Annotated in this window: 23 protein-coding genes and 1 pseudogene; 9 read left to right on the forward strand and 15 right to left on the reverse strand. The window is 43.2% G+C overall.

Annotation, left to right across the window (positions count from 1 at the left end; translation table 11 throughout):
• Positions 1-119: 119 nt before the first annotated feature.
• The 11 genes and pseudogenes from ACFE93_RS28425 to ACFE93_RS28475 form a co-directional block, all read right to left on the reverse strand.
• A complete protein-coding gene (locus ACFE93_RS28425; RefSeq protein WP_375478444.1) occupies positions 120-542 on the reverse strand; it encodes a GFA family protein in 423 nt (140 codons plus the stop codon).
• 112 nt (positions 543-654) lie between these two features.
• Positions 655-1,041: an oxalurate catabolism protein HpxZ gene (hpxZ, locus tag ACFE93_RS28430; protein ID WP_375478446.1), complete on the reverse strand. Its 387-nt coding sequence runs from the start codon at positions 1,039-1,041 to the stop codon at positions 655-657.
• Positions 1,042-1,109: 68 nt separating this feature from the next.
• A complete protein-coding gene (locus ACFE93_RS28435) occupies positions 1,110-2,363 on the reverse strand; it encodes an MFS transporter (protein ID WP_375478448.1) in 1,254 nt (417 codons plus the stop codon).
• A gap of 27 nt (positions 2,364-2,390) precedes the next feature.
• Entirely contained in the window at positions 2,391-3,167 is a 777-nt protein-coding gene (locus tag ACFE93_RS28440; protein WP_375478450.1) for a sulfite exporter TauE/SafE family protein, read from the reverse strand.
• Positions 3,168-3,332: 165 nt separating this feature from the next.
• Entirely contained in the window at positions 3,333-3,854 is a 522-nt protein-coding gene (locus ACFE93_RS28445; protein WP_375478452.1) for an HAD hydrolase-like protein, read from the reverse strand.
• Positions 3,855-3,869: 15 nt separating this feature from the next.
• Entirely contained in the window at positions 3,870-4,832 is a 963-nt protein-coding gene (locus ACFE93_RS28450; RefSeq protein WP_375478454.1) for a DMT family transporter, read from the reverse strand.
• A gap of 123 nt (positions 4,833-4,955) precedes the next feature.
• Positions 4,956-5,318 (reverse strand): annotated as a pseudogene (locus ACFE93_RS28455) (nitrilotriacetate monooxygenase); the annotation flags it as partial.
• On the reverse strand, positions 5,306-5,539 hold the full coding sequence (locus ACFE93_RS28460; protein ID WP_375478456.1) for a hypothetical protein: 234 nt from the start codon (positions 5,537-5,539) through the stop codon (positions 5,306-5,308). The gene ACFE93_RS28460 and the pseudogene ACFE93_RS28455, both read right to left, overlap by 13 nt.
• A gap of 125 nt (positions 5,540-5,664) precedes the next feature.
• A complete protein-coding gene (locus tag ACFE93_RS28465; RefSeq protein WP_375478458.1) occupies positions 5,665-6,579 on the reverse strand; it encodes a TauD/TfdA dioxygenase family protein in 915 nt (304 codons plus the stop codon).
• 79 nt (positions 6,580-6,658) lie between these two features.
• Positions 6,659-7,159: an SDR family oxidoreductase gene (locus tag ACFE93_RS28470; protein ID WP_375478460.1), complete on the reverse strand. Its 501-nt coding sequence runs from the start codon at positions 7,157-7,159 to the stop codon at positions 6,659-6,661.
• On the reverse strand, positions 7,128-8,495 hold the full coding sequence (locus ACFE93_RS28475; RefSeq protein WP_375478462.1) for an IS4 family transposase: 1,368 nt from the start codon (positions 8,493-8,495) through the stop codon (positions 7,128-7,130). Before ACFE93_RS28475 ends, ACFE93_RS28470 begins: the two co-directional genes overlap by 32 nt.
• A gap of 99 nt (positions 8,496-8,594) precedes the next feature.
• On the opposite strand from ACFE93_RS28475, the gene ACFE93_RS28480 reads away from it, so the two are divergent.
• The 3 genes from ACFE93_RS28480 to ACFE93_RS28490 all read left to right on the forward strand — a co-directional run bounded on the left by ACFE93_RS28480 (position 8,595) and on the right by ACFE93_RS28490 (position 11,543).
• Positions 8,595-10,142: a group II intron reverse transcriptase gene (locus tag ACFE93_RS28480; protein ID WP_375478464.1), complete on the forward strand. Its 1,548-nt coding sequence runs from the start codon at positions 8,595-8,597 to the stop codon at positions 10,140-10,142.
• 190 nt (positions 10,143-10,332) lie between these two features.
• Entirely contained in the window at positions 10,333-10,572 is a 240-nt protein-coding gene (locus ACFE93_RS28485) for a hypothetical protein (RefSeq protein WP_375478466.1), read from the forward strand.
• Positions 10,530-11,543 carry a group II intron reverse transcriptase gene (locus ACFE93_RS28490; protein WP_375478468.1) on the forward strand — a complete coding sequence of 338 codons (1,014 nt, stop codon included), beginning with the start codon at positions 10,530-10,532 and terminating at the stop codon, positions 11,541-11,543. The genes ACFE93_RS28485 and ACFE93_RS28490 overlap by 43 nt, the downstream gene beginning before the upstream one ends.
• Positions 11,544-11,956: 413 nt before the next feature.
• Here ACFE93_RS28490 and ACFE93_RS28495 read toward each other — a convergent pair whose 3' ends face one another.
• Positions 11,957-12,862, reverse strand: a complete 906-nt coding sequence (locus ACFE93_RS28495) for a LysR substrate-binding domain-containing protein (protein ID WP_375478470.1) — start codon at positions 12,860-12,862, stop codon at positions 11,957-11,959.
• A 118-nt stretch (positions 12,863-12,980) separates the two neighbouring features.
• On the opposite strand from ACFE93_RS28495, the gene ACFE93_RS28500 reads away from it, so the two are divergent.
• The 4 genes from ACFE93_RS28500 (at position 12,981) to ACFE93_RS28515 (ending at position 14,914) form a co-directional block, all read left to right on the forward strand.
• Positions 12,981-13,172, forward strand: coding sequence for a hypothetical protein (locus ACFE93_RS28500; RefSeq protein WP_375478472.1), 192 nt, complete (start codon positions 12,981-12,983; stop codon positions 13,170-13,172).
• On the forward strand, positions 13,165-13,587 hold the full coding sequence (locus ACFE93_RS28505) for an ester cyclase (protein ID WP_375478474.1): 423 nt from the start codon (positions 13,165-13,167) through the stop codon (positions 13,585-13,587). The genes ACFE93_RS28500 and ACFE93_RS28505 overlap by 8 nt, the downstream gene beginning before the upstream one ends.
• Before the next feature lie 115 nt (positions 13,588-13,702).
• Positions 13,703-13,963, forward strand: a complete 261-nt coding sequence (locus tag ACFE93_RS28510) for a hypothetical protein (protein ID WP_375478476.1) — start codon at positions 13,703-13,705, stop codon at positions 13,961-13,963.
• Positions 13,964-14,056: 93 nt separating this feature from the next.
• Complete coding sequence (locus ACFE93_RS28515) at positions 14,057-14,914, forward strand: SDR family NAD(P)-dependent oxidoreductase (protein WP_375478478.1); 858 nt, start codon at positions 14,057-14,059, stop codon at positions 14,912-14,914.
• A 250-nt stretch (positions 14,915-15,164) separates the two neighbouring features.
• On the opposite strand, the gene acsF is transcribed toward ACFE93_RS28515, so the two are convergent.
• The 3 genes from acsF to ACFE93_RS28530 all read right to left on the reverse strand — a co-directional run bounded on the left by acsF (position 15,165) and on the right by ACFE93_RS28530 (position 19,097).
• Positions 15,165-16,220 (reverse strand): magnesium-protoporphyrin IX monomethyl ester (oxidative) cyclase, encoded by a 1,056-nt coding sequence (gene acsF / locus ACFE93_RS28520; protein WP_375478480.1) that lies wholly within the window; start codon positions 16,218-16,220, stop codon positions 15,165-15,167.
• Positions 16,221-16,448: 228 nt separating this feature from the next.
• Entirely contained in the window at positions 16,449-18,200 is a 1,752-nt protein-coding gene (locus ACFE93_RS28525; protein ID WP_375478482.1) for an ABC transporter ATP-binding protein, read from the reverse strand.
• Between the two features lie 246 nt (positions 18,201-18,446).
• Positions 18,447-19,097, reverse strand: a complete 651-nt coding sequence (locus ACFE93_RS28530; RefSeq protein WP_375478484.1) for a hypothetical protein — start codon at positions 19,095-19,097, stop codon at positions 18,447-18,449.
• A gap of 379 nt (positions 19,098-19,476) precedes the next feature.
• Here ACFE93_RS28530 and galE point away from each other — a divergent pair, with 379 nt between their 5' ends.
• Positions 19,477-20,475, forward strand: a complete 999-nt coding sequence (galE, locus tag ACFE93_RS28535) for a UDP-glucose 4-epimerase GalE (RefSeq protein ID WP_375478486.1) — start codon at positions 19,477-19,479, stop codon at positions 20,473-20,475.
• 632 nt (positions 20,476-21,107) lie between these two features.
• Positions 21,108-21,254 carry a hypothetical protein gene (locus ACFE93_RS28540; RefSeq protein WP_375478488.1) on the forward strand — a complete coding sequence of 49 codons (147 nt, stop codon included), beginning with the start codon at positions 21,108-21,110 and terminating at the stop codon, positions 21,252-21,254.
• The last annotated feature ends 221 nt before the right edge of the window (positions 21,255-21,475 follow it).

Genomic DNA, 21,475 nt, shown 5'->3' on the forward strand with positions numbered 1-21,475 from the left:
TCTCATGCTTTATTTACCTTTTTTTAAATAATAAAAAGTGGGATGCTCCCCTTTTTGAATTCGCCAACAAAGTCTTATAAGTCGCGAACTGCATTTTCTTTTCCACATCCCATGAAAAGTCAGATCATTTCTTGGGGTGGCATATCAGAAAATTGAGGTAAATTGGGGTCTAAAAAAGCCCATTTTTGAGCATTCTTGGTAAAAATATTCATTTTTGGTTGGTACAAACTTGGATCGTCAAAAGTACCTACCCTGATACCAATTATGCCAGCGATTATTGCGGGCTTACCAAACACATTGGAACCACATATTGGACAAAAACCACGGCTAACATTATGTCCACTATCACCATTGACATCGTAGTATTTCACCTCTCCGGCGATCTTAACCGCATCAATGGGCACAAATATTGAGGCTGAAAAACCACTGCCGGAGGTTTTTTGACAATCGCGGCAATGGCAATTCCCAGAAAGAACTGGCTCAGTTGAGCATTCATAGCGAATTGCCCCACAGATACAGCCACCTGTAATTAGTGTTGTCATAAAACTTTTAAAATATCTATTGTTTTGAGAAATATACACCTCTTTGGTATCCAAAATACGGTTCTGTTTCAAAAAGTAAAAGGACTGCGTATTGGGGTGTTAGTTTTGAAACTCACACTGGCAATAATGAAATATGGGCTGAAACCACCTTCCATCCTTCAGTAAACTTGTACCAAGTCTGGCTTTGTCGCCCGAAACGCTCTAGACCATTGATGATTCGACGAAATTCTAAAGTTACTGTTGCTGCATCTTTCCCAAAAGTTATAACCTTGAGATTCGAGATTTCTCGCTCTATTTTTGGGTTTGGTCGATTCTGACGAAAGTTACGAATTTCATCGCCGCCATAGAGATTTTCTGTGATGCCAAACCGCACTACTTCGGGCGCATCCCAAAACAAGCTGTCCATCACTTCTAAATTGTTATTACAAAGAGCTTCTTCATACTTGAGGTATAAATCAGTTACTTCAGCAACAACAGTAGGGTCATTTATAGTAGTCATTGTTTTTACCAATTTTTGGTGTTATGGCTGATTATGCACTCTTTCAAATAGCCAAAGCTATTTTTCTTTTAAGCTCCTTCAGTACGTAGATTCAGACAAACCAGATCGCGGAAGGTGGAGATTTGTTGCATAAAGAAAATTGAGCCTGCAATACAAATACTTGCACCAAGGATGACAGTATTGCTACTACCAATTTTGCTTGCTAGTGCGCCAGCTATTAAGTTACCTATAGGTACTGCACCTGTAGATGCCATAACATAAAGACCTGTAATTTGTCCGCGATTTTCATCGCTCACCAATAACTGAAGCAAAGTGCGTCCGGCAATTATCTGCAAAATAAAGCCAAAACCAGCTGCAAATAATGAAAGCAGTGAAAGCCAGAACACACGGGATAGGGCAAAGACAATCAAGCTTACTCCCATAAAACATATACCCAATACTAGAACTTTACCTGATTCCAGTACATTGCTATACTTAGTTAAATAGATACCACCTGCTAAGGTTCCTAAACTGGAAGCTGTCATCAAGAAACCGAAGGTGTTAGGGCCACCCTGCAAAATCTCTTTGGCAAAAATTGGCCCCAAAGCTAAATAAAATCCCCACACGCAGCAAACTAAAGCCGAACCAATCAAGACTGACCGAATTGGCAAAAATCCAAAGGCATATTTAAAACTAGTTTTTAATTCTTCTAAAGGTTTGCGTTTGGAAATGATGGCTTTTCTAGATGTCAGCCGTATTGCTAGGAGGGCAATAATTACAGCGATGTAACTGATGCTATCAATTAGGAAACATAGCCCCGATCCCAGCGCTACAATCAACAAACCTGCGATCGCAGGGCCCAACATACTCGTCACACTCACCAGGGAAGAGTACAAGGCAAAGGCATTACCGAGATTTTCCTTACCAACCGTTTCGGGAAGAAATGCCTGTCGGGTGGGAATATCGAAGGCGTTGATCATCCCTTGCAATACACCAAGAATTGCAATGTACTTGATATTAATCGTACCGCTTAGGACTAACCACGTTAGAGCTAAAGACTGAAGCATTCCTAGAATTTGGGCAACAAGCAATATTTGATGACGATTCCAGCGATCGGCAATAATTCCACCCAGAGGAATCAATAGAAGTGTGGGAATTTGGCTGGCAAAGCCCACTAGACCCAGTAACCAAGCGGAATCGGTGAGGCGATATACTAGCCAACTAGTAGCCACTTGAGTCATTGACGTACCAATCAAAGAAATTGCCTGACCTGTGTAGTACAGGCGAAAATTTCTGGAATTAAAAGCACGGAGCATGACTTGTGATTTTTTTGATGCTTCCATACATCACCCCTGAGTAGTTCCCAGTTATTAACCGTGAATAAAAAAGTAGGTAGTCATGCTGAAGGCAACAATCATCACAAATTTCCGAATTAAGTGCGGTTCAAGTTTACGAGCATAATGGGCACTTAAATAACCACCAAGAGAGCCACCGACTGCCATCAAAATAGCTTGATGCCAAGCAATTACACCTGCAAAAATAAATGGAATAATTGCAATACCATTGATACAACTCCCTAAAAATGTTTTAAAAGCATTGATTGTATGAATACTTTTGATACCTAAAAATGTCAGAGTTGCCAGCATTAAAATTCCTAAACCTGCGCCGAAGAAACCGCCATAGATTGCGATCGCTAATTGAGCCAGTACCAAATTAAACAAGGGTACAGATTCTGGTGATGTATTCTGGTTTTGACGCTGCAACCACTTTTTGAACGGTTCGCCAAAGGTAAATACAACCGTTGCTAGCAGCAATAGATAGGGAATCAGCCTTTTAAAAACATCTGGCGATGTATACAACAAGGCGATGGAGCCAATCATGCCACCAAATAAACTGACACCACATAGAAGTAAAAAATCTCGCCGCTCAATGCCCAAATCTTGACGATATGCTCCAGCACTGGCTAGGGAAGCCACCCAAATTGCAGTATTATTCGTGGCGTTAGCTGCGATCGGAGCGACACCCGTAAAGATGAGAGTTGGAAAGGTTATAAAGCTTCCACCACCAGCTACAGCGTTTAACCCGCCTGCAAAGAAAGCAGTACTGAAGAGAAGCAAACTATGGATAAACGTTAATGATGACGGCATTATTTTGAATTACGAATTACGAATTACAAGTCTAGGAATATCGCTTGGAGAATGGGCAATCAAGTCAGCACCATGAGCTTTTAATTCTTCCTCAGTTCCATAGCCATAGGTGACACCAATTGAGGCTATTTGATGACGTTTGGCTCCAATGATGTCATGTGAGCGTTAGCGAAGCTTAACGAAGTTATCGCCTACCATCATCACAGTAGATGGAGAAAGTTTTTCTGTTAATAAAATATGGTGAATTAAGTCACCTTTTATGCTCCGCGCTCCGTCAAGTTCCCTACCATAAACACCATCAAAAAGCAAGGATAAGCCAAAATACTCAATAATTTGCGTCGCATAAATATATGGTTTAGAAGTTGCAACAAAAGTTTTATAACCAGCAAAACAAATGGCTTTTAGGACTTCTAAAATTTGAGGATAAAGGGAGTTTTCAAATAATCCAATTGTGGCAAAGCGACGACGATATAGTAAAAGAGCCTGTTCAATTACTGTGCGATCCACGGTATTGAGTAATTGCAAAAAGCTCTCTCTCAGTGGTGGGCCAATACACCAATTTAATTCATCAGCATTCGGTGGTTTGTAACCGAGTTCAGAGAGCGCATACTGAATACAACTAGTAATGCCAGGTTTAGGATCTGTCAAAGTTCCGTCAAGATCAAAAAGGATAGCAGAGAAAGGCATATCTTAATTCCCAATTTAACCCCTAAGTTTGAGCGATTTCATAAAACCTTCTCCACTCAGCAAAGCGATCCCCAATGTGACAACACCAATCCCCACACTTTGAATCAGGTTTAAAGTTTCGCTAATGGTTATCCATGCAACTAACGCTGTGAATGCTGGACTGCTAGAGCCGATTATGGAGGCGGTAGATGCGCCAACCATCCGAATCCCCACATTGTTTAGAGTGTGTCCAAGAAAGCTGACAAGACCCGAAAATATGCTACCAATCCATAGAGGTGTCCAATCAAGTTGGCCGCTCTTAGCTGGCCAAAACAGTAAGCTAATACCAGAAAGCAGTAAAGTGGAAGCAAAACTGATCCAGGTAAAGGGAATTGGATGGAATTTTTCTAAACATTTTTGAGCAATGATGCAATAAAAAGCGTAAACAATCCCAGCGCCAAAACTAGCAAAAATGCCGATCGCAATGGTATGACTGCTGTAAGTGGCAGAAGATTGAGGAATGGTGAGAGCGCTTCCTACCAGAATAATAGCCATTACCAGCCAACGGAACAATGTGGGGCGATCGCCAAAAAACCTCCATGACAACAGTGCTGTAAATACGGGATAGGTGAAGAAAAGGGTCAAGGCAATGCCTGTGGGAATCAAGCCAATAGCAATGTAGAGTGAGGCAATATATACAAACATCAGCACCCCACAGCCAAGAGCTTGGATTAGAATATCCCTACGATTGCGGGTGAACAAGTCTTGGAGTTCTGTCCAAGCAGATGGATATAGCTTGAATGATAGAGATGCCATCAGTGGAACCACCAGCAGCATTCGCATGAACATCAGCAAGAAGGAATTCTGCAAATCCGGTTTAACGTATCCACCGACTAAAAATAAACCTAGTACGAGATGTTCTGAAAACAAAACTCGGACAGTAACGTTGTGAAACGTCAAAACAAAGGAGGATAGAAGAACCGTTAGGATGCCCAACACGATAAAAAGTTTCCTTAGAGACGACTTGATTGTATTGTTAAAACCACTGGAATAACAAACCAGATGAAGTTTGAGGAAATCAAAGCCGTCGCTTCAAAAACACTGCCAGTTGTTCAATCAAAACTATGCCAAGGAACCGACGCCCACAGATTCAGGAGCAGTCTTTGTAGTGAACTGGTTCACCGGACGGGGTAAACCGAGATTTTCGCGCAGGGTTTGACCTTCATACTCAGTACGAAATATTCCTCGGCGTTGCAGTTCGGGAATTATCAAATCCACGAATTCCTCTAAACCTCCAGGTAGCCAGGGCGGCATGATGTTAAATCCATCAGCCCCACCATTAACGAACCAATCTTCTAACTGATCGGCAATGTGTTCTGGTGTTCCGAGAATCGTTCGATGTCCCCGCGCTCCTGCAATCCACAAATACAGTTGCCGGATTGTTAAATTCTCTCTGCGGGCAAGATCGGTGATCAATAGTAGCCTTCAGCCGACTCACAACCTCGGCGATGGCGCAGATCGCGTGGGTTATGGAAATCATCTACTGCAATGTGAACAGAACTTCTTCCACGTCTGGTTAGTATCTGCGCTAGCTCCTGTGCCAAAGTGGATTTGCGACTAGCAGTAATGCCTGTCACCGCTACTTGCAGAACACGAGAAGGCAGAGCCTCAGCACGCTCGATTAAAGTATCCGCTATTGTTTCCAAAACAGTAGCGCGTGTATCACCGATGCATCGCTCCTCTGCCCAAGTATGGAACTTGCTTTACTACCAATGAAACTTCTACTTCATAGAGATTGTCTAGCTGGTATTTTATTTTTACGCGAGTCCTATTACGCAGTTACTGCCTGACGTCGGTTGTACTCAGAAGCATCTCCTTTGATAGCCTCACTTTGTTTACCATCGATGCCAACTGGGAGGTCGCCGACAATTGTGACTCGTTGAACGTGGCGGGGCTGGTCGCCGTAATCTGCGATCGCATAATGTTGAGTAGCCCGGTTATCCCAAAAGGCTACGTCACCAACTTGCCAACGCCACCGGACTGTATTTTCAGGACGTGTGATGTATGCTTGCAACAGCCGCAGAATGTCATCTGATTCAGTTGTTGATAAGCCACGGAACTGGCGCACAAATCCGCCGATGAATAGCCCATGCTCCCCAGATTCGGGATGGATGCGTACAACTGGGTGCAGAGTCTCATATACAGTCGAGGTGAAGACAGCCCGGTAAGCCTTGGCATCTTCAGGTAGGTCGAATCCAGTTGCATAATCGAAGGCATTACTATGTACTGCCCAAAGTTGGTCTGCCAGATTACGCAGATGGGTAGGTAAATCTTGGTATGCAGTCACTGAGTTTGCCCAGATTGTATCGCCACCAGTTGCCGGAATGTCAAGCGCTCGTAAGATAGAGCCGAGAGGAGGACGGTCTACAAATGTTACATCAGTATGCCAGCTATTGGCGCGGGAAGTGGTACGCCCATAATTCAGGTCTAAGACTTCTGGGTTTTCTGGCAGTGATGGTACGGTAGGGTGGGCTGTAGTGAGTTCACCAAAGCGACGAGCGAAAGCAACCTGTCCATCAGCATTGAGTTGTTGCTGACCACGGAAAAAAATGACTTTGTATTTGACTAGAGTCTTGCGAATATCGCTGATGATGTCATCGCTGAGTTTAGAACTCAGATTAACACCAATAATTTCAGCACCAATACGTCCTGCAACTGGTTTGATATCAAAGTATTGAGAACCCATGTTTTTATCTCCAAGAAGTTTATATTTTTACAAGAGTAGAGACGCGATTCATCAGACACGATGAATCGCGTCTCTACTGTTAAACACCAGGGGTAGATCCGCCATCAACGATAATCTCTGTTCCTGTAATCGATGCAGCAAGATCGGACACCAAAAATAGCGCCAGCGCGGCAATTTCTTCTGGCTGGGCGATTCTTTTTAAAGGAATACTTTGGATATTTTGTGCCTTCACTTGCTCGACAGTGATGCCTTGTGCTTGGGCGTTTTGCCGAGCTAAAGTCTCGGCACGCTCAGTAGCTGTAGCACCAGGGGAGATAGCGTTAATGCGAATCTTGTACTCGGCTAGCTCTTTAGAAATGCCCTTTGTGAAGTTCAGCAAAGCAGCATTGCTTGTACCACCAGCTAGGAAGTTCGGACGAGGTGTCCGTCCTGCACCACCGACTATATTGACAATCCGCCCATCACCGCGACTTTTTTGATGGGGAACAACGGCTCTAACTAAGCGGATATAGCCGAATGGCACTAAGAAAAGCCGAAACACTTGTGGTTTAAGCTGTTTGCAATTGCTTGCGTAACTCATGCCGGGGTTTCGTCATCAAGGGGTAAGCTTTCGGACGGCGTTTACGAACTCGTGGTTCACTTCTGCCTGGGCGATCGCTTACAGTCTTGTGAACGATAACTTTTAGTAAAGTGCGATAAATTTGGAGACGTTTTGTTGAAGCTGCTGCTAATAATTGGGGAATAAAGTTATTTAAATGATGACGAGTACCTTGCAGTGACAGGCGTAAGGCTGGAGTACCGTAAGTAGTAGCTGCCGACCACATCAAACTACGCAGTAGATTGTAGGCAAGTAAATAAACGTAAATTTCTTTGCGTACCATTGAGGGAGTTTTACAGCGTAAAACATCCATGCCCAAGGTAGTTTTAAGATGTCTTAAATTTAGCTCAACATCCCACCTCTGATCGTAAAGCCCAACAATATCTAGAGTAGAATAAGTTACTTTATCTAATAAAGTAGTGATTAAACTAACTCTTTTTGTACGAAAACCAGGAATAACAATGTAATAGTAAATTTCTCGCACAGTTATGGAAGGAGGTAGAATATCAAATTCATCTAGGCTTAATCCTTTGGGGCAAATTTTAGGTTTGTACCAAGTAACTAATTTATCGCAGTCTCCAACAATTTTACCTTTTCGCATGGAAGTTTTTCGAGCTTGATGCTTCCGAAAGACGGCATCACAATTGATTTTTTTAATAGCAATTAGATCGGTATAAGCGCAAAAAGCTCTATCCCCTAAAAGGATATCTAAGGGATTAAGAAACTGATATAATTGACGAGCTAATTTTATATCATGAGTGTTCATAACGTCGATACATAGAGCTATAGCAGCTCCAGTAGCTAAACTGAATATCACACCAACTTTCGCAATTGGGAACCCGCATCCAGGCTTTTGACTACTAGGTTGGGGATATGCTTTCTGGTTTTCGGCAGTATCAGGCATTGATACCGTAGAACCATCTATTACTTTCACATTTCGACCACACCATAAATATTCTGTCGTCACTTTTTCTTCTAAGTTTTCTCCAGTCTCACGAAAAAGTTTTTGTAATAATGTTTCTGGTAATCTAGACCGCGCTTGACAATAGGCGCTTGTATCAGTTGATGGGATTTCCACTCCAACTCCAGCCAAATAAGCAATGATTTTACTTACTGGATTCTGACAACTTTTATCAGTATCTAAAACTTGAGATAAAAATGCCCAAAGCGTTACTATTGGGTCAAATAATCGCCGATAATATCTAATGTTTAGCTCCGAGATTGCTTGCTCAATTACACTTGTTGGTAACAATTCTTTAAAAGGTAATCCCAAAGATGAATTAAATTTATCCTTGAGGATTTGTACTCGTAGTGTCACAGTAGTATTTATGATGTTTGCTTGCTCGTCTCAAGGAAAGTATTTCATGAACGAGTAAGCTTTTCCTACCTAAAAATTTTTTGGACAACCGATACATCTTTGTACTGTCTGGAGTTAGGCATAGCGCAGTTTACCGCCCCAGGCATCCCAACAAGGCGGGCGGTTACACCGGGAGCAAACTTCATTAGCGATCGCAACACTTCATCAAGGACAATCGCCTACCCCATTCCGACACTGTTCAATAGCTTTAAAAGCTGTAGTCTTTATCCTGCAAACCTTAGAGCTTTTCTTAGTGCCATTCCAGACAGAGCCAAACAAGCACTACTCAAACTAGTGCTAGAACCCGAATGGGAAGCTAAATTTGAAAGCGAATCCTTTGGGTTCAGACCGGGAAGGTCGTGTCATGATGCAATCGAAGCAATCAGGATAGTTATAACGGGAAAACCGAAATATATCCTAGACGCGGATATAGCAAAATGCTTCGACCAAATAAACCACCAAAAGCTACTGGCAAAAATTGACACCATTCCCCAATTCAGGCGACAAATTAAAGCCTGGTTAAAAGGAGGAGTGTTCGAGGAGGGAAACTGGAAGGAAACTAACAGTGGAACTCCCCAAGGGGGTGTCATATCGCCGCTATTGGCAAACATCGCACTACATGGAATGCAAAATGCAATCGAAGAAATGTATCCGTCATATAGCAACGGGTGCATTAAGGGTGCAAGACGGAAATTTGGTAGAGATGACGTATCTCAACCAAAATTTATCAGATATGCAGACGACTTCGTACTAATTTGCGATGAGCTAAGTGTAGTGCAAGAATGCCAGAAGCTAATCAAAAAGTGGCTAAAGGATATCGGTCTAGAGCTAAAACCTGAAAAGACAAAACTAGTACATACCCTGCTCAAACATGAAGGCAGAGAACCAGGGTTTGATTTCCTGGGTTTCACCATCAGGCAATTTGCGGTGGGTGTGAATCATACTGGGAACACAAGTAAGGGAAAAGCTTTAGGCTTCAAGACTATCATCAAGCCAAGCGACAAAAGCATTCAACAACACTATGAAGCAATAGCAGAACAAATACACGAGCTAAAAGCAGCCGAACAATCAAAGCTGATAAATGCTCTAAATCCAAAAGTGAGAGGCTGGTGTAACTATCAGTCACCTTGGAACGCAGGAAAAGCGTATAGCAAACTAGAGTATCTGGTGTTTAGAGTGTTATGGCGTTGGGCTTCAAGACGGCATCCTAACAAGTCAAATGGCTGGATAGCCAAGAGATATTGGAAGTCAGAGGGAGGAGACAACTGGTTATTCTCTCAACGAGAGGAAACACTAGTTAAGCTCCATAAATACGGCTCGTACAAGGCTGGAACGCGGTGGACAAAAGTTAAAGGAAACCGCTCACCCTTTGATGGGGACGCCACATACTGGAGTGAAAGAATGGGGGATAATTTTCTGACTACAGACCCGCAAAAAGCTAGACTGTTAAAACGACACAAAGGGAAATGCCACCACTGCGAACAACAATTCAGACCAGGAGATTTAATTGAGAAACACCACCAAAAACCACAAAGTCAAGGTGGAAAAAACAACGATAGTAACCTGGTTCTATTACACCTGCATTGCCATGACCAAATTCACGGGTAATTAAGGTGGAAAGCGTAAGCGTACGATTAGTAGCCACAAGCAAAGGTGGATTCCATGTACTGAGGAGCCGTGTAAGGGGAGACTCTTAAGCACGGTTTTGGAGCCGAGTCGGGGAGGTGACTTCCCGGCTTAGGTTAACAGACCTGGGCGCTCATGTCATGATGCAAGAGAGGCAATATTCCAAGCAATTGTGCAGAAAAGTAAATTTGTACTTGATGCCGACATTGCAAAATGCTTCGACCGCATCGACCATGAAGCACTGCTAAGAAAATTAAATACATCTCCCACCATCTGCCGACAAATTCGAGCATGGTTAAAAGCGGGGGTAATGGATGGTAAGCAGTTCCGACATCTGAGGGTACGCCACAGGGCGGGGTCATCTCCCCGTTGCTGGCAAATATTGCCCTCCACGGGATGGAAGAACGAATAAATAAGGCATTCCCAGAAATGTCTCAAACCATGAGGGAAACTTGGTATCACAAAAAAGGTACAAAGTTCAGAAGCCCTCAAGTTATCCGATACGCCGATGACTTTGTAATTCTCCACAAAGACATAACCCTTGTCCAAAGATGCAGGGAGATAATCTCTGAATGGTTAATAGACATGGGTCTGGAATTGAAGCCTTCTAAAACACGTCTAACCCACACTCTAAACGAGTATGGGTCAGAAAAACCAGGTTTTAACTTCCTTGGTTTTAACATAAGACAGTGGAAAGTGGGTAAATACCACTCAAAACAAGGCTTCAAGACAATCATCACCCCAAGCAAGGAAAAGCAAAAGATACATTACGACCGAATAGCAAGTATCATCGATGACCATCAAGCAGCGCCACAAATGGCGTTAATTAGTCGATTAAACCCGGTAATAACAGGATGGTCTAACTACTATTCAACATCAGTAAGTAAGGTTATCTTCTCTGATTTAGATGATCTCATGTATCTAAAGCTAAAAGCCTGGGCGCAACACCGCCACCCCAAGAAATCTAGGGGATGGGTGTCAAAGAAATATTGGCAAACCATAGGCGGTAATAATTGGGTATTCGCAACCAGACAGGAGGGTAAAAACCCGATACGGTTACGGTCACACACGGAAACAAAGATTATCCGTCATGTGAAAGTCAAAGGCGATGCCAGTCCCTACGATGGCAACCTAATTTACTGGAGTTCAAGAATGGGAGAACACCCCGAAACCACTATGAGAGTGGCAGCACTCTTAAAGAAACAAAAAGGGAAATGTACCCACTGCGGAATGTACTTTCGAGAGGAGGATGTACTGGAAATTGACCACAAAACCCCCAAAAGTTTGGGAGGCAAAGACGAATACAAAAATCTCCAGATATTACACAGACACTGCCACGATGAAAAGACAACTGAGGATGGTTCAGTTGTGAAGTACACATGACAATGTGCCGAATCATTGAGGAGCCGTGTAATGGGAAACCATTAAGCACGGTTTTGAAGACCAGCGAGTTTCGTGAGAGACTCGCTGAGTTTACTAGTGTTAACAGTATTCGCTTGGGTGTAAGTATCGTTAAAAATCTATTTACTTTATAAATGGTCTCTAAGGTCCAATAGTAGCTCCGCTGTCACTAGCCGCCACCCAATCCTTGAAACCATCTCTAGATAAGGCTTATAGAAATTTTCACTTGCCTTGATTTGGAGATTTAGACCATTCGGAATTTTTTCTTGAAATCCTTGTCCTGAAAAGGCTTCAGCTCGGAGCGTGGCGGCTGGTGGCTATGCTACCTTTAGGCCAGGTTACTGCTGAGTACATTACTTTGAGGCTATTAGGTGAGGTGATTGATCCCTCACTGCTCACGTATCATCACGATTTGACTCCCATTGTGTCGTCTTCCGTGCCAAGCTGAGAAATGCTCTTATTACTGGAGAGGAATCATGCTGCCGCCAAGTAAGATAGAGTCCGGTTTTAGGTATCTGCTCTTGTAAGGGTCTGTAAATGACTCCGCTTCTGTGGAAGTTTTGCAAGGAGGCGGGAACGAAAGCGATGCCCAGTCCTGCTGCAACCAAGCCGATGATAGTTTGCATCTGAACTGCCTCCTGAGCGACTTTCGGACGAAATCCAGCTTGTTGACAAATGCTAATAATTTGCTCGTAAAAGATAGGTCCCATTTTGGCAGGAAATAGGATAAATAATTCATCTGCCAAAGTGGAGAGAGATACTTTAGTTTGGGCAGAGAGCGGATGGGTTTCTGGCAACGCCAATACCAATGATTCTTGCAAAATGCATTCCACACTCAAACCTGGCTCAATGATGGCAGAACGAACAATGCCGACATCAACCTGTTTGTGATGCAGGGCTTGAATTTGCTCTTGCGTTGTCAGTTCCTGCAATCCCAGTTCTACAGCAGGAAACTGTTCTCGAAAGACGCTTAAAATATCTGGCAGTACGGTATACGTTGCAGAGCCGACAAACCCGATCGCCAACCGTCCAACCTCACCTCGCCCTATCCGTTGTGTCACTTTGATTGCCTGTTCGAGTTGCGCTAACACCAGGTAGGATCGCTCTAAAAATACTTCGCCTGCTTTAGTTAGATGCACTTGCCGCTTCGTTCTCTCAAACAGCTTGACTCCTAGTTCATCTTCCAAACCACGAATCTGCTGACTGAGCGGGGGTTGGGAAATGTGCAACCGCTCCGCTGCTCGACTAAAGTGTAGTTCCTCAGCCACCGCGATGAAGTAGTGCAAGTGCCGTAATTCCATCACATTTATATGTCTAACCTATTAATCTTAGTTAAATATATATTGGACAGTCGCATGGCTGTCTCCTATCGTAAGAAATATGAGGCGCGTCTCATGGATTTTGTATTGGAGAAAACAAATGAACTCGGACAAAAATCGTGTCGCTCCTAAAGTTTGGTTGATTACAGGATGTTCAACAGGGTTCGGATATGCCTTAGCAGAAGCTGTGTTGAAGAAGGGCGACAGTGTCCAGATCAACAAAGTCATTCAAGCTTGTGAAGTTGTATACTATCCAATGAAAAACCACTCTCTGGAGAAAGCTGATGACTGACGCTGATAGAAACAAGCAAATTATCCAGAACTTTGTTCAAGTGGTTTGGAACGGTCAAAATCTCACTGCTCTAAAGGATTTCTGGACAGAGGATTGTATCAACCACGCGATGCCAGGATCAGATAATCGCGGTCTTGATGCGCTTAGGGTCTATCATGATTCGTTCTTTGATGATTTTTTCTCTGCTTTCCCCGATATTGTGATTGAGATCATGCAGCAGGTTGCGGAGGGCAATCGGGTTGTTACATATATCACAAGCAAAGGCAAGCACAGCGGCGCATTCTATGGTATCTCTCCAACAGGCAAAAGCATCTCTACATCGGTGATCCGAATTGATCGGATTCAAGATGGCAAGATCGCCGAGCATTGGTCTGTTTCTGACGCGGCAGGTCTGATGCAGCAACTTCAATCTTGAACGAGTGATTGAAAGATGTGCTATCCGCACTGAGATAGGCAAATTTGAAGGAAATTAACTTGAGTGGCGATGCTCTCTGGCAGCAGCCAAACAACCCATTAATGCCTATGCTCCGGTGAGCGGTGCCTCATTGCACTGGTTCAAAGATATGGATGGTAAGCAACTTGGCAATCCACGATCAGCGGCGCAAGCCATCATTCAAGCTGTGGAAAGTCCTCATCCACCGATGCGACTGGCGTTAGGCACGGATGCCATGAGCCTAATTCAGGAAAAACTGGAATGGGTCAGCCCCTTCCCTGCGGGACGCTACGCGAACGGGGAAGTCAAAAGTCAAAAGTCAAAACGGATTTGGATACTTGGCAGCAGGTTACTGTAAGTACAGATTATACAGTTTTGCACAGATGTAGTAATCATAACTAATTAACCGGACATGATATAAAACTCAGAATTTAAGTCAGGAGGAAGTTAAGTGATTCGACTCGACGATCAAGTAGCGATTATTACTGGAAGCGGACGAGGTTTAGGAGCAGCTTATGCCCGCTTGCTAGCGGGTAGAGGAGCGCAAGTCATCGTACACGATGCAGGCGTTAATAAAGATGGAACTGGTTTCGATCCGAACGTGGCGGCTGATGCTGCAAGAAGAATTCACGAAGCAGGCGGGATTGCGTTCCCGATCACCGAATTTCTTGATAGTAGAGAGAACTGCACACACCTAGTGGAAACCGTGCTGGAGAAATTTGGCCGTCTCGACATCTTGATCCACAACGCTGGATGGGTCGCATACCAATCAGTAGAAGAGCTAACCCCTGATTTTTTGCAGCGGGCAATTAAAGTTAACGTCGAAGCGCCAACGTGGTTGGCTCAAGCGGCTTTTCCAATTATGAAGCGGCAAAACTACGGACGAATCGTGTTGACGACTTCAGATAGAGCTATTTATCAGCAATATGCCCTTAGTGGTCTCGCCCCCTATGCGATGGGGAAAATGGCACAGATAGGTCTGATGAACGTGCTCGCGGTTGAAGGCAAAGAGCATGGAATTCTCGTTAATGCGATTTCGCCGGTAGCCAAAACGCGGATGTGGAACGTACAAGATCAGCCAGAGGATTTGCGACCCGATCAAGTAGCTCCTGGAGTGTTATATCTAGCTTCTCCAGAATGCCAAGAGTCTGGATTTATATTAAGAGCAAGCAATGGTCAATTCACAGCCGTGCGCTGGATCGAGCGAAACAACGTGGACTATCCGTTGAACCTTGCCGCTGTTGAAAGTTCTACTGCGGAGGATTTGGCTACTCGCTGGCACGAGATTGCTGCGGATGTTGCGTTTTAAGGACTGGGCTTGTACTTTGAGATGGTCTGTAGTAAACAATCAAGATTATTAGTGGGAAAGTAGTTGAAAGGATGTGGGTAAGTGTAGCGACCTGCAAACAGAAACCTTCAAAACTGCTGATAAATAACCTCTTAGTCTAATTTTGTCATTATTCAGCTACCCAAATATTCAAGAATCGACATCTAGTGAAATTAATTATGCGTTATTTAGGACACATAATTAACTTCACCAGTAGATGTCTGATAAATAGCTAACGAACCATTCCCCGCAGGGCTTCAGTATCAATTGGTTTGATCAGGTAAATTAACAGCAGATTCCAAACAATTGCTGCAATCAAAGGTAGTTTGCGAATTAGCTTCACCAATTTCGGATTATAACTGCCTTCAATATCTGCAATTTTCAAGTTATAACCAGCACAGCGTTGCAGACGTGGGAAAAACTTGGGATGTTCGGTATTCAACATTACAGGAAAAGCCCGTCCTGCGGTTTCATTGGTGTTGCGGACAACTTGGATATCAAATTCTGTGGCATCAAGTCCCAATGATTTGTAGAACCCAGAACGTTCATGAACTGTCAGGGTGTGAGTAGCAAATACTGATAGCAAGAAAAAGCGACTCCACAGCCTAGATTTCCAGGTGTTCCAAAGTTGCGGTTGAGAACGCAATAATGCTTTGAATATGTCCCCGTGGCGGTTTTCGTCCTGACACCAACTCTCAAAGTAGCGGAATATGGGGTAAAACTGGTTTTCCGGGTGCTTTTCTAGATGCCTGAAAATAATAATGTAACGCCAGTAGCCAATTTTTTCGGAGAGGTAAACGGTGTAAAGTACCCATTCAATCGGAAAAAATGTATAAGTGCGGGTTTTAGTAACAGTGCCTAAATCAAGGGAGAGTTTAAAATCGGCCATTGCTTTGTTGAGAAATCCGGCGTGGCGGGCTTCATCACGCGCCATCATTTGAAATATTTCCGCTAGCACTGGACTGCGATTTTTTAGCTTGCGGGATAATTCCTTGAATAGCAAGAAGCCGGAAAACTCAGAAATGCAAGAGCGTTCCAAATACTCTATAAATGCCTGCCTTGCTTCACCGCTAATGTGTTCCCAAGATTGTTCAAACGCTTGATCGCGAACAAAATGGTGGCGGTTGTAGTCTGTCCGCATTTCTGTCAACATCGCCTGCAACTCCGTTTCCTGGGCAGACAAATCCAGCTTGGCTGCGGTTTCAAAATCTGTAGTGTAAAACCGGGGGGTGAGTACAGTTGCTTTGCTGGGGGTTTTAATTTCTGGCTTGGGTAGGGTGTTAACCATGATTAATGAGGCGAGCTAATTAATAGTTATATAACTATAAAGTTATGATAAATGTGATTATTTTGCTAGACCTCTTTACAATCCTTGAGTAAAGTCAGAAATAAGGGATTTCCAATAAATAAATTATCCATCTTGGGGGTTGGGCAGCATTCGACTGAGCGCTCATGCCGAAGTCTTGCTGCCCTGAATATGGGACGGGAGGAGCGATCGCAGCACTTCATGCAAAACTTACCGCAGTAATTCCTCAACTTGATGTTGGCTCCACAAAGTTCTGTATAAACCCTGTTGTTTTAAAAGTTCTAAGTGATTTCCGACCTGCACAATTTTTCCCTTTTCCATTACAAAAATTCGGTCAGCCGCCGCCGCCGCTGATAATTGGTGCGTAATAAAAATTACTGTTTTACGTTCAGTACCACTGGAGAGATTTTTAAGGATTTGCGTGGCTGTTTGATTATCCACACTAGAGAGAGCGTCATCCAAAATTAACACTGGAGCATTGACCAACATTGCGCGAGCTAAAGCAGTACGTTGCCGTTGACCGCCAGAAAGATTAATACCGCGTTCGCCAACAATAGTTTCATATTGCTGCGGAAAATTCTGAATTTCTGATTCAATTTGGGCAAGTTTCGCAACAGATTCTACCTGCTGTTGTTCGCTAACTGGATCGCCGTAGCGAATATTATTTTTGATTGTAGTGCTAAATAGAAAGCTATCTTGAGGAACGTAGGCGATCGCACCTCGTAAATCTGTCAAAGCGATCTTAGTAATATCTAGCCCATCTAAAAACAATTGTCCTGATTCAATATCTAACAAGCGCGGTAAAGCATTGGCCAAAGTAGATTTCCCCGAACCAATTGCCCCAACAATTGCTACAGTTTCTCCAGGAGCAATTGTAAAGTTAACATTTGCTAAAGCTGGAGTAGTGGAACCAGGGTAATTGTAGGTAAGATTTTTAGCTGTTAGTTCGCCTTTAAGTTCAGCCACTGGTAAATGTATGGCATCGGCTGCATCTTTAATTTTTGGTGTGACAGAGAGAATAGATTCTAGCCTATCAATACTAACTTCACCGCGTTGGTAGGCAGTAATTGTGAATCCTAAAAGGGCAGTGGGAAAAACTAGGCGCTCTACATAAATTAACAGTGCTAAAAAATCGCCAACCTGAAGCGTCCCAGCAGACATCCGTGCCGATCCTAGCCAGATGATTACCAGTGAACTGATATTAGCTAGCCCGCCAATTAGCGGAAACAGTGTATTGCGGAGTTTTGCCAATTCCAGGTTAGCAGTCAATAGCTGCTGATTTTTCTTGGCAAAAGCTCGACGCTCGTTTGCTTCTTGAGCATAGATTTTAATTAAGGCAATGCCACTGATATCCTCTTGGATGAGTTCGCTGATGTCAGAGAGTTGCTCTTGGACTGCTGCTTGTTGTTTGCGTAAGCGATCGCTAAACAGACTCACCAATAAGAGCATAAAAGGGTACACTGCTAGAGCGGCTAGGGTGAGATCCACACTAATTGCCAGCATTACTGGCAGTGTCAGGGCGTAGGCAAACACCGTATTTGCCAAACTCAAGACCGCAAAACCCAATAACCGCTTGATATTGTCCACATCACTAGTAGCCCGACTAATCAAATCACCAGCAGTATTACTGGCAAAATAAGCAGGCTCCAGCTTCAGTAAGTGTTCAAAAATTCGTTGTTTCAGGTCAAATTCTACCTGACGTCCCACCCCAAATAGCCAAATGCGTGATGCCATCCGCATTAGCCACATCGCCGAACTGAGCAAGACAATAACTACTACATAATGTAGTATTTGGTTCCAGCTGAAGGTTGTCGAGAGTTTGTCAACACCAGCACGAATCAACCAAGGGATATAAACACCCAGTGCATTGACAGACAACAAAGCGAGAATGCCCAAGGAGGCTTCCCGCCAATGGGGTCGTAGGTAAGCACTGAGTTTAGCGATTCGTCGAGATTTTGCCATTAAAGCAATTGTGCAACTTTATCATCTAGATTAACTGCTAGTCCCAGAAGGTAGCTATGCAGAGGAAATATCGCTTGTTATAAATTCAGCTTTTGTTACCTCTTTTAACTGGTTAGTTATTGCCATTTATTACTAGTAGTCCATCACAGCAACTTTAATGAAGAAATAAGTTCGTAGTAAAAACTTTAGTCCTCGGATGGAGCGCTCAAGCGCTTACTACGAACCAAGTATTGTTCTCTTACCTGATTACCGCTGAACACGCAAGAACCTGTAAACTTCAACGAGATAATTTTCCCAAGTTCTTGTTGTTAATTGCAATGTTTCCGAATTTGGTACAAAGTCTTCAAGTCGTAAACCGCGTGTGCGAATATCTTGAGGACTTCCTTGTAATAAATAGGGAGGCACTCTTAAATTATAAGAAAGAATGCTATCTCCCGTTACATCTGAGATGTTAGCTGTGGTAGGTTGCCCTAATGCCACCAATGTCTCAGATGTTGGTGTAGAAGTTGCGACAGAGCTATCACCTGTCATTGCTAGTGGCGCTCTATAAAGGAAATAGGCGACTGCTGGTGTACTTGCTAACAGCAAAATCGTCAGTGCCCAACCAATCAAGTATCCTCCTGGTTTGTCTATTCCACCTCCTTTGATTTTCTGAGCGGCAATAATCATCAGTAAAACAGAGGCTCCTAGAGGCTTGAGTGGAAAAGATAGCATCCTCCACAACGACGCCACAGCAGGTTCATTGGGGTTAAGAAATGATAGGGCTACGATTACCAAGATAACGACTAAGATTAATCGCCCGACAAAACTTCCAGAGGGATAAAATCGCTGGAACAGAGAATAAACGATAGTGCCAATCAGCAGCCACAGCAGTACCCGGCTTAACAATAGAAACATAGACTAACTCTCAAATTTTCTGGTGCAGTGAGCCAGTGTGGTGGTAAGGCAATCCGTTTCAATTGGGGTTGCCCCCAGAAAAGACTGCCATGCATGGTTTCCCTGCATAAAACAACTGGCGACTTCTTACTGATAGCGACGTTAGAAGCGTCACCCGTAAGGCTCAACCTAGAGGTTTCGGGAAATGGATTTATTTTATTGTCAAATTGTAATCGTACTGTTTGACTTAAAATTTCTCAAACCTCACACCCAAAGACTACCGTCGTAGTGATTTTAGTGCAATTTTTTGACACTGCGTCTATTATTTATAATTTTCCAGAAGAGTAATATGGCACCGATAAACTAAATTAATTAAGTAATCGACTTAAAAGGAAAAACTATGTCGCCTGAAAAGCCTACTATTCTGGTAACGGGAGGAGCTGGATATATTGGTTCCCATACAGTGCTTGCTTTGAAGAAAGCGGGTTATAGCGTTGTCATACTTGATAATCTGGTCTATGGACATCGCGATTTAGTAGAAAAGGTTTTACAGGTAGAACTTATAATTGGGGACACAAGCGATCGCGCCTTGCTCGATCATCTATTCAAAACCCACGATATTGCTGCGGTGATGCATTTTTCTGCTTATGCCTACGTAGGAGAATCTGTTACCGATCCGGCCAAATATTACCGCAATAACGTCCTTGGTACTTTGACACTGTTAGAAGCGATGCTGACAGCATCTGTAAAGAAATTTGTCTTTTCTTCTACCTGTGCCACCTACGGGGTACCGCAATTCGTGCCGATTCCAGAAACCCATCCCCAAAATCCGATTAATCCTTATGGCGCTACAAAGCTGATGGTAGAAAGGATTCTCTCTGATTTTGATGTCGCTTACGGTTTGCAATCAGTGCGTTTTCGCTATTTCAATGCTGCTGGTGCTAATCCCAATGGCTTACTGGGCGAGGATCACAACCCAGAAACCCATTTGATTCCCTTGGTGCTAATGACAGCTTTAGGCAAACGAGAATCCATTTCAATTTTCGGCATTGATTACCCCACGCCCGATGGTACGTGTATTCGAGATTATATTCACGTTAATGACTTAGCAGATGCCCATATTTTGGGATTGGAATATTTATTAAAAGGTGGCGATAGCGAAGTTTTTAATTTGAGCAATGGCAGCGGCTTCTCCGTCAGAGAAGTCATTGCCGCAGTCGAAGACGTGACAGGAATTTCGATACCAGTAGAAGAACGCGATCGCCGTCCTGGCGATCCCCCAATTCTTATTGGCACCAGCGATAAAGCCAGAACAATCTTAGGTTGGCAACCTCAGTATCCATCTATCAAAGATATCGTCGCTCATGCGTGGCAGTGGCATCAGAAGCGACATAAGTAGATTTGATGACATTGAGCCGAGATAGCTGCATATTCGGAAATTAAAGCTCTTAACAATTATCCTACTTAGGTTTGGTAATTTGTTATTTCTTTGTACTTAACACCGTTATTGGCAACGAAAAATTAAGCCTTTTCAGCCCCTATTTCCGTTTTCGTTCATATCTCGGCTCAATGCTATAGTGGCATGAAACTGAGATACGTGTAATTTTTTGCAAGATGGTCTGAAAATCTTTATCCTCTCTGGGTTTGAAAAGTTGCTACATCTAAGTTTTTTAGCCATGATTTACAATGGAAAATCAAGCCTTTCCAGATTATCTTGCAGGTTTTTGGTTATATCTCGGCTCAATGCCTGATAAGTAAAATTCCCACAAATCAGAATTTAAACTACTTGTGGGAACTTTTATCTATTAACTTTTAAAATATTTTATTTACATATAAATTTGTAGACACCCTCCCACAAGCTATCTACTGATATGGGTCTAAAGTTATCATCTGGAATATAACTTGACCTAATTACTTGTCCGTGATTATGCTTCACACCACGGAGCGTAATGAGTCTTCCTGGTTCTGTCTTTAATCCCACGCGACTTTCATCATTTATTCCTTGACTATCTGTATCATACTTTTTGTGAAATGGTATCAGCCGCGATAGAGGCAGCTAAACTTGTTAAAGCTACTTTAGGAGAAGAAGAAACAGTAAATCTTTCAAACGGTGCAAATAAAAGCCGTTTAGATGCTGCCCTCAAATTATTAGAAATTGTCTTCTCAAAATCTTCTTGAATTCAGTAAATAAAAAACTTGGCGATCACCGAGCGATACTCTGAAGCAGACCGGGTTAGGTGGAGAGACACCCAAGCTGAAATCCGCCAAATCTAGGAATATCTGCTAGGACAGCAGCGCGGTAACGGTCGGGGTGAGGGATGATTAAAGATTTTAGAGAGATATTAAACAATAGACCTCTTGCATAAGTCGAATAGACCCCCCTTAATCCCCCCTTATAA

It is taken from the genome of uncultured Nostoc sp., assembly GCF_964247315.1.
In the GTDB taxonomy this organism is placed as follows: Bacteria; Cyanobacteriota; Cyanobacteriia; order Cyanobacteriales; family Nostocaceae; genus Nostoc.